Source organism: Cellulomonas sp. S1-8 (assembly GCF_026184235.1).
Classification (GTDB): Bacteria; Actinomycetota; Actinomycetes; order Actinomycetales; family Cellulomonadaceae; genus Cellulomonas.
Map to the genome: position 1 here is coordinate 4,206,352 of NZ_CP110806.1, position 13,006 is coordinate 4,219,357.

At 73.3% G+C, this 13,006-nt stretch carries 9 protein-coding genes; 1 reads left to right on the plus strand and 8 read right to left on the minus strand.

The genetic code is table 11. The features are described from left to right. Nucleotides 1-117: 117 nt before the first annotated feature. From gtfA to OKX07_RS18970, 5 genes are read right to left on the minus strand one after another with little or no spacing between them, the layout of a single operon-like run. Nucleotides 118-1,608 (minus strand): sucrose phosphorylase, encoded by a 1,491-nt coding sequence (gene gtfA / locus OKX07_RS18950; RefSeq protein ID WP_265629555.1) that lies wholly within the window; start codon nt 1,606-1,608, stop codon nt 118-120. Further along, the gene (locus OKX07_RS18955; RefSeq protein ID WP_265629556.1) at nt 1,605-2,618 is read right to left on the minus strand and encodes an alpha/beta hydrolase; all 1,014 of its coding nucleotides are present in this window, start codon (nt 2,616-2,618) and stop codon (nt 1,605-1,607) included. The genes gtfA and OKX07_RS18955 overlap by 4 nt, the downstream gene beginning before the upstream one ends. Then, entirely contained in the window at nt 2,615-3,439 is an 825-nt protein-coding gene (locus tag OKX07_RS18960; protein ID WP_265629557.1) for a carbohydrate ABC transporter permease, read from the minus strand. The genes OKX07_RS18955 and OKX07_RS18960 overlap by 4 nt, the downstream gene beginning before the upstream one ends. Further along, entirely contained in the window at nt 3,436-4,404 is a 969-nt protein-coding gene (locus OKX07_RS18965) for a carbohydrate ABC transporter permease (RefSeq protein WP_265629558.1), read from the minus strand. Before OKX07_RS18965 ends, OKX07_RS18960 begins: the two co-directional genes overlap by 4 nt. Next, nucleotides 4,404-5,777 carry an ABC transporter substrate-binding protein gene (locus OKX07_RS18970; protein WP_265629559.1) on the minus strand — a complete coding sequence of 458 codons (1,374 nt, stop codon included), beginning with the start codon at nt 5,775-5,777 and terminating at the stop codon, nt 4,404-4,406. Before OKX07_RS18970 ends, OKX07_RS18965 begins: the two co-directional genes overlap by 1 nt. A 235-nt stretch (nt 5,778-6,012) precedes the next feature. Between OKX07_RS18970 and OKX07_RS18975 the strand changes: the two genes are divergently transcribed. Continuing rightward, on the plus strand, nt 6,013-7,077 hold the full coding sequence (locus tag OKX07_RS18975; protein ID WP_265629560.1) for a LacI family DNA-binding transcriptional regulator: 1,065 nt from the start codon (nt 6,013-6,015) through the stop codon (nt 7,075-7,077). Nucleotides 7,078-7,162: 85 nt separating this feature from the next. Here the strand turns inward: OKX07_RS18975 and OKX07_RS18980 are convergent, their stop codons facing one another. The 3 genes from OKX07_RS18980 to OKX07_RS18990 form a co-directional block, all read right to left on the minus strand. Next, on the minus strand, nt 7,163-9,856 hold the full coding sequence (locus OKX07_RS18980; RefSeq protein ID WP_265629561.1) for a dienelactone hydrolase family protein: 2,694 nt from the start codon (nt 9,854-9,856) through the stop codon (nt 7,163-7,165). 209 nt (nt 9,857-10,065) lie between these two features. Beyond that, nucleotides 10,066-10,692 (minus strand): hypothetical protein, encoded by a 627-nt coding sequence (locus OKX07_RS18985; protein ID WP_265629562.1) that lies wholly within the window; start codon nt 10,690-10,692, stop codon nt 10,066-10,068. Between the two features lie 119 nt (nt 10,693-10,811). After that, nucleotides 10,812-12,971 (minus strand): UvrD-helicase domain-containing protein, encoded by a 2,160-nt coding sequence (locus OKX07_RS18990; protein ID WP_265629563.1) that lies wholly within the window; start codon nt 12,969-12,971, stop codon nt 10,812-10,814. Nucleotides 12,972-13,006 lie beyond the last annotated feature (35 nt).

The following is a 13,006-nucleotide window of genomic DNA, read 5'->3' on the forward strand; positions in this document are numbered from 1 at the left end:
CCGGGCCGCGGCACCCACGTCGCGTGATGCTGCACCGAAGCCCGGTCTCGCGAGACCGACAGATCCGGGCTCACCGGTCCCGGAAAGCTCGGTCTCGCGAGACCGACGAGGCCCGGGTCAGGCGGGGGTGGCGGTGGCGGTGTCCGTGTCGGTGAGGAACGGCTGCTCGCCTTCCGGGCCCGTCGCGTGGACCTGGAAGGTGCCGTCGGACACGTCGAACGTCAGGGTCGCGCGCGCCTCGCCGGAGACCCACGCGAAGCAGCCACGCGTGCCGTCGACGTCCCACTCGAACTCCCCGTCGAACGCCGGGTGCGACGACCGCAGCCGCAGCGCGGCGAGCTGGCCGCGCACCGCGGGACGCGTGAGCGCGTCGGCGACCTCGTCCGGCGTAAAGTGGTGACGGTTGACGTCCCGGCCGACGCCGGTGGCCGCGAGCAGGTCCATGTCGTTGGACCCGGCGAGCAGGCCCACGTAGTAGACCTGCGGGATCCCGGGGACGAACAGCTGCATCAGCCGTGCCAGGAGGTAGCGGCGGTCGTCGCGTGCGAGGGCGTCGTAGAACGTGCAGTTGACCTGGTACAGGTCGAGGTTCGACGCGGCCGCGCCCGTGGCCTGCCGCGACGTGCCGCCGGAGTTCGCGTGGATGTGCTCGACGAGCGCGTCGATCTTCTCGGGAGCGAGCAGGCCGGGCTCGCCGGGGCGCAGGTCGGAGGGGCCGACGTCGACGATGCCGATGCCGTCGTGCGTGTCCAGGACGGTCACCGCGTTGCCGGGCCGGATGGCCAGCCACCCGGCGAGCGGGTCGAGGTCGTGCGCGGTCAGGGCGTGCAGCACCAGCGGCGGCAGCGCGAAGTCGTAGACGAGGTCGACCTTGCGGGCGATCTCGATCTGCTGGGTGTGGTGCCCGTGCACCTCGACGAGCACCTGCGCGCCGCGGGCGTGCGCCTGCTCGACGATCCGCTCGGTGTACGCGTCGGTCGCGGGCGTCATGAAGCAGTCCGTGCCGGCCTCCTTGCCGGTGTACCCGACGGCGTCGAGCCGCAGCACCGTGACGCCGCCGGCGGTCAGCGCGTCGACGACGGACGTCAGGTAGTCCCAGGCCTGCGGCGTGCGCAGGTCGAGGTCGACCTGGTCGGGCGTGAACGTCGTCCACACCACGCGTCGTCGCCCGCCGAGCGTCATGACCGTGAACGGCAGGCCGGGGCGCGGGCGGTAGACCCGCGCCAGGTCCTCCTCGGTCGCGCCGTCGGGGAACACGGACCCGAGCGTGAGGAACATGGGCGCGTGCGGGGACGCGTCGCCGCGCTCGCGCACGTCGCGGAAGCGCTCGGAGTCCGCGGAGACGTGGTTGACGATGACGTCGGCCATGACGGTGCGGCCCTCGGCGAGGCCCCGGACGTCGTCCCAGGTGCCCAGGCGCGGGTCGACCTGCGTGTGGTCGCGCGGGTCGAAGCCCGCGTCGGCGCCGTCGTACGGCGGGTAGAACGGCAGCACGTGCACGCCGGTGAACGCACCCGCGAGCGCCCCGTCGAGCAGCGCGCGCAGGCCGGGCAGGTCGCCGGCGAGGCGGTCGGCGTAGGTGATGAGCTGCGGGCCGTGGTGGGTCACGCGTCGGGCTCCGTCGTCGTCGGCGACCGGTGTCCGGTCGGGGTGGGGGCGTAGGTCCGGGCGAGCAGGCGCGCGAGCCAGCGGGCGCGGGCCGTGCGGGCGTCGCGCGACACGGGTGCGTCGGGGACGAGCCCGTCGAACCCGTGGCAGCCGCCGGGCCACACGTGCAGCTCGGCGTCGCCGCCGTCGGTCCAGATCCGCGCGGCGTAGCGCACGCACTCGTCGCGGAACGTCTCGGCGGAGCCGACGTCGACGTACGCGGGCGGCAGGCCGTCGAGCTGCGCGGCGCGGGCCGCCGACGCGTACGCCGGGGTGCTCGGTCCGCCGGCGGCGTCGCCGAGGTACGCGGCCCAGCCGGTCGCGTTGGCGGTGCGGTCCCACGACCCGACGCCGGCCATCTGCTCACCGGACGCGCTGTCGTTGCGGTCGTCGAGCATGGGGCACACCAGCAGCTGACCCGCGAGCGTCGGCCCGCCGCGGTCGCGGGCGAGCAGCGCGAGCGCCGCCGCGACCCCGGCACCGGCGCTGACGCCGGTCACGACGACGCGCGCGGCGTCCAGCCCGAGCGAGTCGGCCTGCCCGACGAGCCACACGAGGGCCGCGTACGCGTCCTCGACGGCCGCCGGGTAGGGGTGCTCGGGCGCGAGCCGGTAGTCGACGGACGCGACCGCCCACCCGGGACCGGTCGCGGCGGTCGCGGCGACGTCGTCGGAGACGGTCCCGGCGACGAGCCCGCCGCCGTGCAGGTGCAGCAGCACGGGCACGGGACCGTCGGACGCGGGCCGCAGCAGCGCCACGCGGACCTCGCCGTCCGGCCCGGGCGCGTGGTGCCACGTCAGGGTGCGGCGGGCGAGCACGGCGACGTCGTCGAGGTCCGGCGGCTGCGCACGGGCGCGCAGCGCGGCGATCTCGTCGGGGGCGAGGGTCGTGACGACGTCCCCGGGCCGGTCCGCCAGGGCGGACGCGACCGCCGGGTCGAACGGTGGCCGGGTGGTCCCCTCGCCGCTCATCCCTTCAACGCCCCCTGCATGAGAGCGGTGACGAACTGGCGCTGGAACGCGAGGAACACGATGAGCGTCGGCGTGAGGATGAGCAGGGACCCGGCGCACAGCAGCGGGACGTTGGTGCCCCACTGACCCTGGAACGCCCCGAGGGCACCGGCCATGGTGCGCTTGGTCGGGTCGGACACCAGCACCACGGCGAGCAGGAACTGGTTCCACGTCCACAGGAACATGAGGATCCCGAGCGAGGACAGCGCCGGCTTCGACAGCGGCAGGTGGATCCGCGTGAACAGCTTCCACGTGCCGGCACCGTCGATGCGCGCGGCCTCGGACAGGTCCTCCGGCATGTTGACGAAGTGCGCGCGCATCCACATGACCGCGAACGGCATGTACAGGCCGATGAGCGGCAGGATGATCGCCCACCGGGTGTTCAGCAGGCCCATGTCACGCATCTGGTAGTACAGCGGGACGATGACGGCCTGGAACGGCAGCGTGAGCCCGAGCAGGAACGTCAGGAAGATGACGCGGTGCCCCGGGGGGCGCAGGTGGCCCAGTGCGAACCCGGCGAGGGTCGCGATGAGCAGGGCGACCGGGACGACGCCGATCTCGATGAGGACGCTCGACCACAGCAGCGCGCCCATGTCGGCGACCCGGAAGGCGTCGACGAAGTTCGACCAGTACGGCGTCTCGGGCCAGGCGAGGCCCGACGGGTACGTCCCGGGCTCGTGCAGGGCGGTGACGAAGAGGCTGACGAACGGCACGACCGTCACCAGCATGAGGACGACGAGCAGGACGCGGCCCACCCACGTCTCGCGGCGCGACACGATCATCGGGCGTCCTCCCGGGTGAAGCGCTGGATCGGCAGGACGACCGCGAGCACCAGCGCCATGAAGACGACGGCGAGCGCGGAGGCCTGACCGACCTCGCGGCTGAAGAAGCCGAGGTAGTAGATCTCCAGGCCGGGCACCATCGTGGAGTTGGCGGGCCCGCCCTGCGTGGAGATGTAGACGATGTCGAAGGCCGCCAGCGCGGAGATCACCGTGACGGTGACGGCGACGCCGACCTCCTGACGGACGCCCGGGAGCGTGATCGAGAAGAACTCGCGCACGGCGCCGGCGCCGTCGATGCGGGCCGCCTCGTACAGCGCGGGGTCGATCTTGGACATGCCGGCCAGGAGCAGGATCAGGCACAGGCCGAGCGCGACCCACGCGCCGATGACGCCGACGGCGGGCAGTGCGGTGTTCGTGTCACCGAGCCAGGCCCGCGTGAGGCCGCCGAGGCCGAGGGCTCGCATGACCTCGTTGATCAGGCCGTCGGTGGCCAGCAGCCAGGTCCACATGATGCCGGCGGCCACGAGCGGGATCACCTGCGGCAGGAACAGGACGGTCCGGGACACCAGCGCGAGCCGGCTGGTCGCGAACTTGCGGATGACGGCCGCGGCGAGCAGCCCCAGGATCACGGGGACGAAGCTGAAGTAGATGATCAGCTGCAGGGCGTTGCCGATCGACCCGAGCATCCGGGAGTCGCTCAGCAGGCGGGAGTAGTTCTCGAGCCCCACCCAGGTGGACTCGGTGACGCCGTTCCACTCGTAGAACGAGTACTGGATGGTGAGCGCCAAGGGCTGCAGCACGAACAGTGCGTAGGCCACCGCGGCCGGGACCACGAGGCCGAGGGCCACCCAGCCTCGGCGCAGGCGCCGCGCCCGCAGGGCGCGGCGCCTGGCCTCGTGGCTGTGCGGGGTGATCCCCACGGCCTCGCGGACGCCGCTGGTACCGGTCGTCCGCGAGGTGGCCATCAGCTGCCGATCTCGGACTCGTAGTCGGCCTGGACCGAGGCGAGCAGGGCCGCGGCGTCGATCTCACCGGCGACGAGCCTCTGCAGGTTGGGGGTCCAGCTGGTGGCGTAGATCGCACCGGTCGCGTTGGCGATGAACTCCATCGAACCGTTGTCCTCGGCGATCGTGGCGCCGGCCGCGAGGGTCTGGGCGGTCACGGAGTCCGCGTCGACCTCGGGCATGAAGGCGTCCGACGGGCCCATCGGGTGCGAGCCGCCGATCTCGACGGCGATGGTGCGGGCCTCGTCGTTCGTGGCGATCCAGTCGAGGAAGAACGCCGCACACTCGGGGTTCTCGGCCTTGGCGGAGATGCCGTACGTCAGCGGCGCCGACATCGCGCCGACGGTGCCGCCCTCCTCGAGCGGGGGCATGAGGAAGAACCCGACGTTGCCGGGCATCTGGGTGTCGAGGTTCCCCGACTCCCAGTCGCCGTTGAAGATGAACAGGCTCTCGCCGTCGATGAAGCGGCCCATCATCATCGAGTAGTCGAGGGAGTTGATGTCCTCGGCGAAGTAGCCGGCCTCGATCCACTTCTGCAGGTGCGCGGCGGCCTCGACGTTGCTCTCGGTGTCGATCGTCGAGCCGGGCTGCTGGAAGGTCCAGTCGTTGATCGCCGACACGTCGCCGTAGGAGGCCATGAGCGCCTGCAGCGGGAACGCGAGGCCGCCGGTGGCGCCACCGTTGAACTGCGTCGACGGCGTGATGCCGGCGTCCTTGGCCGCCTGCATGAAGCCGTCGAGCTCGGCGAGCGTCGCCGGCGCCTCGGTCATGCCGATCTGGGCGGCGAGCTCCTTGTTGTAGAACACGCCGGTCATCGAGTAGTTCAGACCCTGGGCGTACAGGGGGCCGTCGCCGCGGCGTCCCTCGTCGTCGACGCGCATCTGCTGGAGCTGCGACGCGGGCCACTCGTCCCAGCCGAGCGCCGTGGCGGCCTCGTCGAGGTTGTAGAGCAGGCCGTCGGCGGCCAGGTCGGACACCTGCGGCAGACGCATGAGGTCGGGCGGGTCGTCGGCCAGGACGCGGGGGGCGTTCTGGGTGATGACCGCGAACTGGTCCTCGCGGACGTCGAACGTCACGTTCGGGTACTGGGCCTCGAACTCGTCGAAGAGCGCGGCGGAGAGCGGGAACCCGGTCTCGATGTACGCGTCGAGCGTGACGTCGTCGGTACCGCAGGTCCAGTCGCCGTCGGCGGCGACCGTGTCACCGTCGGCGGTGGCCTGGTCGTCGGTGGTGCCGCCGCCGGGTGCGCTGCACGCCGTCAGGGCGAGGATGCTTGCCAGGAAAACGGACGAGGCTGCGGCCGCGTTCCGTGACCTTCCAGTCGATCGAGACACCGGTGTCTCCCTTCATCGGGTCGGCCTCCGGGGGGGCTCCGGTGACCGTTGCTAAATCGTCTTAGCGCTGCCATGCTCGCCACTGTTCCGCAGGCGTGTCAAGCGGTGGCAGGTCACGGATCGATGACGCCGCCGCGGCGACCCGGGAGAAGTCGGACAGTCGTCCGGATGGGAGCGCGACCGGCGCCGGGCGCCCTGACGCCACCTCTAGGATCGCTGCGACGAAAGGACCGACGTGACCCGACGCGTGACGCTCGCCGACGTCGCCCGCACCGCCGGGGTGTCGTCCACGACGGCCTCGCTCGTGCTGTCCGGGCGGGGCTCGGAGCTGCGCATCTCACCGGCCGTGCAGGAGCGCGTCCGCGACGCCTCCGCCGACCTCGGCTACCGCCCGAACATCGTGTCCGTCGGGCTGCGCAAGGGCACCACCCGCACGCTCGGCCTCGTCTCCGACACCGTCGCGACCGGCCAGATGGCCGGCGACATGATCAAGGGCGCCATCGAGGCCGCCCGCGACCACGGCTACATGCTGTTCATCGGCGAGACCGAGGGCGACCCCGCCATCGAGAGCGCCCTCATCGACGCCATGCTGGACCGCCGCGTCGACGGGATCATGCTCACCTCGATGTTCACGCGCACCCGCGCCGTGCCCGCCGCCCTCGAGCGCCTGCCCACCGTGCTGCTCAACACCCTGCCCAGCGGTCCGACGCGCGCGCCGGCCGTCGTCCCCGACGAGGTCGAGGCCGGCCGTGCCGCCGCACGCCTGCTGCTCGACGCCGGGCACCGCGACCTCCACCTCGTCGGCGCCGGCCCTGGCCCCGACGACGTGCCGCCCGACACCGTCGCCGGCCACGAGCGCCTCACCGGCATCCTCGAGGTCCTGCACGCCGCCGGCCTCGAGCCCGCGTCGGGGCACCTGTGCGACGACTGGGTGCCGCCGCAGGGCTGGGCCGCCACGCACGACCTGCTCGAGCAGCACCCGCGCCCGCGCGCCGTCATCTGCTTCAACGACCGCCTCGCGTTCGGCACCTACCAGGCGCTGCAGGAGGCGGGCCTGCGCATCCCCGACGACGTGTCCGTCGTGTCGTTCGACAACTACGAGATGGCCGGGTGGCTGCGGCCCGGCGTGTCGTCCTTCGCGATCCCGCACGAGGCCCTCGGCCGGCGCGCCGTGGAGCTGCTCATCGGGCAGGTCACGCGCGGTGCGGACGGTGACGCGCAAGGCGCTGCCGACGGCGCCGGGGCGGTGCACCGCCTGCCCCTGCCGCTGTGGTCGCGCGGCTCCGTCACCCCGGCCTGACGGCGGGACCGTCCTGACGGCGGGACCTTCCTGACGGCGCACCGGACCGCCCCCGTCGCGAGGACGAGGGCGGCCCGGCGTGGGGTCACCCGCCCCGGGTGCCGCGCAGACGCTGTCGCACGAGGAACGTCCCCGTGGCCATGACGCCGAGCGCGAGGGCGAGCAGGAGCACGAGCTGCCCCGGCCCGGTCACGGCCAGCTGGCCGCCCGCGGCCGACGGGGTGCCGCCGGCCGGGCTCGCGCCGACGCCCGAGCCGCCGCCGCCCTCGTTCCCGTCGGTCCCGCCCGGGACCTCCGGGTCGCCCGGCCCGTCCGGGTCGTCGACGTCGGCGTCCCGGACCTGGGCGAGCAGCCACTGCAGCGTCGCCGGGTCCTCGTACGTCGGCGCGGACGCGAGGTGGTGGTCGGGCAGCGAGAACGCGTCGTCCCCGTACTCGGTCCACAGCACCAGCTCGGCGATGCGCTCCGGGGAGAGGCCACGGTCGGTGTACGCGGCGACGAGCGCCTCGTACGACGCCCGGGCCTCGGCGACCGGCAGCAGGTGGTCGTTCGTGCCGTGCGTGATCCACAGCGGCACCTCGCCCGCCGCGATGCGCGCGAACTCGTCCTCGTCGCCGGGGAACCCGCCCGTGAGCAGGCCACCCGCGAACAGGTCGGGCCGCTCGGAGAACATCTCCCACATCAGCTGCGAGCCGTAGGACACCGACGTCGCGTAGACGCGGTCCTCGTCGACGGCGAACCGCTCGAGGAACGCCTCGACGAGCTCGAGCGTCTGCGCGCCCTCGAGCTCCTTGCCCGTCCGCACGTTCTGCGGGGCCAGGACGATGACGTCCTCGTCGGTGCCCGTCCACGACTCCTGGAACCAGGCGGTGGTGAGCATGTCGGAGGCGAGCTGCACGCCGCGGTTCTGGCCGTCGTACCCCATGCCGTGGCCGGGCAGCGCGATCACGAGCGGGTACGCCCGTGCCGGGTCGTAGCCGTCGGGCAGCCGGTAGGCGTACTCGAGCGGGCCCGTGGTGGACGCGTACGTCTCCAGCTCGAACTGGTCGACCTCGCGGTCGATCGGGTCCGCGGTGATCCGGTACGCCTGCTCCGGGTCGCCCGCGGCGACCAGGGTGCCGTCGGCGTCGCGCACGTCGCCGAGCTGGGTGACCTGGGTGAGCTGGTCCGGGTTGACGCGGACCGAGCACAGGAAGGTCGGGCACAGCGAGACGATGACGGTCCAGCCGCCCTCGGGGGAGTCCTCGAGGTCCAGGACGACGAACCGTCCCGGTGCCTCGGGACGCTCCTCGGTGAGCAGCCGGGCGGGGTCGTCGGTCGTCCAGACCGACGCGACGGCGCGGTCGACGAGGTCGGGGAGCGTCTCGATGCCGTCGAACCGGAAGTTGTACCCGGAGTCCTCGACGCGGAAGTCGGCGGCCGTCAGCGCGGCGGCGTCGACCTCGGAGGCGTACTCCACGACGACCTTCGTGACCTGCTGGCCGAAGGAGCCGACCTCGGTCACCGGGGTGACGCCGAGCACCGCACCGGGCGCCGCGGCCCGCCGCTGCGCGAGCACCCACTGCAGGATGCCCTGGTCGGAGTAGGTCGGTGCGGTCGCGGCGCGGTAGTCCGGGATGACGAACGCGTCGTCGCCGTACTCGATGTGCCGCACCGTGTCCGCGGCCTGGGCCTCGTCCATGCCGGCGGCGACGTACGCCGCCCGCAGGACGTCGCGGCTCGTGCTGGAGAAGGCGGCCGGGAGCACCGGGTCGCTGGTGGCGTGCGTGAGGAGCACCGGGACGGGCTGCTGGGCGATCGCCTGCGCCTGCTCGTCGCTGATCGGGAAGCCGGAGACGACGAGCGCGGCGTCGAACAGGTCCGGGTCCGCGGCCATCGCGGCCCAGGCGAGCGTCGAGCCCCACGAGAACGTGGCCGCGTACACGCGGTCGGTGTCGACCGCGTGGTCCGCGACGAACGACGCGACGAGGGCGGCCATGGCGTTCGCCTCGAGAGGGTTGCCGACGCGCTCGTTCTGCGGGGCGAGGACGATCACGTCCTGGTCGACCCCGGTCCACGCGGAGTCGTTCCACGCGGGCACCATGATGTCGACGGCGACGTTGACCCCGGGGTTCTCGCCGTCGTAGCCGGAGCCGTAGCCGTGCAGCGCGACCACCAGCGGGTAGCGGCGCGACGGGTCGTAGTCCGCGGGAAGCTGGTAGGAGTAGGGCAGCGCGTGCCCCTCGAAGTCGAAGACCTCGGAGACGAAGTCGTCCGCGACGACGTTCACGGCGGGATCGGTGACACGCACGGGCGCGTCCGTCGGCGGCGCGAGCAGGCTCCCGTCGGTGGCGTGGACGTCGCCCAGCTGACTGACCTGGGTCCGCAGGTCGGTGTTGATCTTCTCGAAGCACAGGTCCGGGCACGTCGAGCGGATGACGGTGTTGCCGCCCGCGTCGGCCGGGTCCAGCTCGAGGATGACGAAGCGGCCGGGGGCGGACTCGCCGGCGCCCAGCAGCGCGACGGAGTCGTTGGTGTACGCCCGGGTGATCGTGCGCTCCGCGAGGACGTCGAGCTCCTCGAGCCCGGCGCTGAACCGGAAGTTGTAGGTGCTGTCCTCCACCACGTACGCGTCCGGGGCGACGTCGGCGGCGTCGACGACGTCGCCGTACTCGACGGCGACGGCCGCGACCTTCTGGCCGGAGAGGTAGATCGCGGTCACGGGCGTGACCGAGACGATCCCCTCAGGCGCGGGCGCCGCGGCGGCGGGTGCCGCGGCCAGGACGGTCGCCGCGACCATGGCGGCGAGGGTGGTGACCGCGGTCGTCGCGACGCCCCGAGGGCGTCGGGACTGCGCGGCGTCCCTGGGTAGGGATCTCCACATGCGTGTCTCCTTCGACAGTGCTGATCCGGTGCAGCGGCGTTGCTACACCGATTTAGCACCCTAAGCGGGAGCCCCGAAGACGACAATCAGTACGGCCCATCGGTGCGCAGCGTGCGTCGCCGCGATCACGCCACCCGACGCGCCCGCGCCCGCAGCACCCACCACACGACGCCGCCGACGAGCACCCCGAACCCCACGGCCGCCAGCCCCAGCGTGACGAACACCCCCATCACGGTGCCCCAGACCGCGCCGAAGAACGGCGCGAACGGCTTGTCCGGGGCGAGGGCGACCCACGCGCCCGGCACGCCCGCGTCCGGCACCGCCACCTCGTACGTCCCCGTCTCAGGTGCCTGGAACGCGCCGACCGTCGCGGCGACGTGGTCCTGCACACCGGACGTCATGTTCACGCCCGGTGCGTCGTCGGCCTCGAGCACCGCGCCCGACGGCGTCAGCAGCAGCACGTCCTCGGCCAGGTCGGGTCGCTCGTCGTCACCCAGGGAGTCGCGCGGCACGACGAGGTACACGGCGTACCGCTCACCGGCCGTGAGCTCGACGCGGGTCGACCCCGGTGCGTCCGCCCACGCCAGCACGGCCGGGCCCGGGCCGCCGTCGGCCCGCAGGACGTCGCTGCGCACCGCGCCGACGAACCCGCCGGCCGTCGCCACCGCCGCGATCACCGCACCGACGAGCAGCAGCACCCCGAGGACGGTCAGGACGACCGGCCCGACGAGCGACGTGCGGCGCGGTGGCACGGGCGCGGCTCCGGGCGCAGGGGCAGGCACTGGCGCAGGTCCGGGCACGGGGGCGGCAGGGGTGCTCACACCGCGAACCTACCGGCAGGTCGTCCCGCCGGCGCGGGTCCTCCCGCCCGTCAGATCGACGCGACCCACAGCCCGTCGCGGGCGCGCGTCATGGCGACGTACAGCTCGCGCAGGCGGTACTCGCGGCGCTCGCGGTGCACGTCGTCGAGGCCCTCGCCCTTCTCGGTGAACCACGACGCGTACGGGTCGACGACGAGCACCTGCTTGAACTCCAGGCCCTTCGCACGCTTGACGGTGCCGACCTTGACGCGGTTGACGGGCACGCCGTCGTACCGCTCGAGGTTGACGACCGGGACACCGGCGCGCTTGAGCGCCGCCGTGGCGTCCTCGACGCCGCGGCGCGACAACGACAGGACGCCCACGTCACCGAAGTTGACGCCGACCTCGGCGACCACCTCGTGGACCCGCTGCACCATGCGCCGCTGCCGGTCCTCCTCGCTCGCGCACCGCAGGTACACGGGCTTGGACCCCGTGCGCGGCACCGCGACGGGACGGTCCCCGCGCGCCGTCGCCCCCTCGATGTCCGCGAACTCGTCGTCGCGCACGAGCATCGACGCGAACTGCAGGATCTCGCGGGTGTTGCGGTAGTTGACGTCGAGGACCGTGCCGCGCCCGGCGACGGACACGCCCGCCTCGGCGAGCGTGAACCCGCCGGGGTAGATGGTCTGCTGGCCGTCGCCGACGAGCGTCAGGCCGTCGGGCACGTCGCCGACGAGCGCGTGCAGCATGCGGATCATCACGCACGTGAGGTCCTGCGCCTCGTCGACGACGACCGCGGTGTACTGCTCGGCGAGGGGCTCGCGCCGCAGCTCCGCCGCCGCCATCGCGATCTGGTCGGCGAAGTCGTGGACGCCGCGCGCCCGCAGCTCGGCCTCGTAGGCCTGGTAGAGCTCCCACACGACGCGCCGCTGCTGCGGGCCCAGCCGGTGCCGGCGGCCGAGCCGCGGCAGGTCCGCGTACTGCTCCCAGCGGGTCAGGCCGCGCCCCTTGATGACGTAGCTGACCTCGTCGTGCCAGTAGTCCTGCTCGTGCAGGTCGGTGTCGATGATGCTGCCGCCCGCGGCCTTGCCCCACGCGGCGGTCCACGCCGACGCGATCTGCTTGCCGTCGATGCGGCACGTCACGCCGCGCTCGTCGAGGATGCGCTTGGCGGTCTCGTGGACACCGGCGAGCTCGACGCGGCCGACGACGTCGGGCGCGAGGCGCGTGAGCTGCTGGCGCAGCACGTCGGGCAGCGTGCGGATGTACGTCGTGACCAGGACCTTGCCCTGCCGGGTGCGCGCCAGGTACGCCGCGCGGTGCAGCCCGACGACGGTCTTGCCGGTGCCCGCGGCGCCGCGGATGCGCGCCGGCCCGTTGTACGAGCGCCGCACGAGCCGCGCCTGCGCGGGGTGCAGGAACGCCATCCACTCCTCGACGGGCGCGGCCATGAGGCCCTGCAGCATCACCTGCTGCACCTCGGCGTCCGAGATCAGCGCGGCGGGCTCCTCGGCTGACGCGCGCTGGACGGGCACGGCGTCGGCCGCCCACGCGGCGGGCGCGTCCGGGTCGTCCTCGACGAGCAGCACGGGACCCCGGGGCTCGGGCAGGACGGGCTCGGGCAGGGTCGTGCTCACCGGTGCGGGGGCGCCGACCTGACGGAACCACTCGAGGCAGCGTGCGAGGACCGTGTCGACCTGCTGCGGCCCGAGGCGCGCACCGCGCCGGGCGATGTACGACAGCACGTCCCGCTCCCCCACGACGCGCACCGGCCCGACGCGCTCGTCCACGCCCGTGCGCCCGGCCAGGACCGCGATCGCGTGCACCTCACCCGGGGCGAGGCCGACCTCGGCGAGCTCGCCCTCGGTGCGGTACGCCAGGTCCGCGAGCGCCATGAGCTCGTCGGTGACGTCCAGCTGCCCGCGGTGGATCCGGTCGGCCGCGATCGTCACGTCGGCCCACGCCTTGGTGTCGACGACGAACACGCCGCCGGGCCCGACGACGACCATGTCGACCTGGGCGCGTCGACTGCCCGGCCACTGCCGGTCGGCGAGCAGGTGGTGGCCCGCGGCGGCGAGCGGGGCGAGGGCACGGGCGGTGCGCTGCTCGGTCGCGGCCGCGACGCCGTAGCGCGACGCCGTGGCGCGGGCGTCGACGGCGGCCTTCTCGTGCGCGGCGGCGAGCGCGAGCTGCCGGCTCGCCTCGTGCGCTGCGGAGTCTCCTGCAGGCATGCTCGTGATCCTCCCCTCGTCGAGGGTGCATCGGT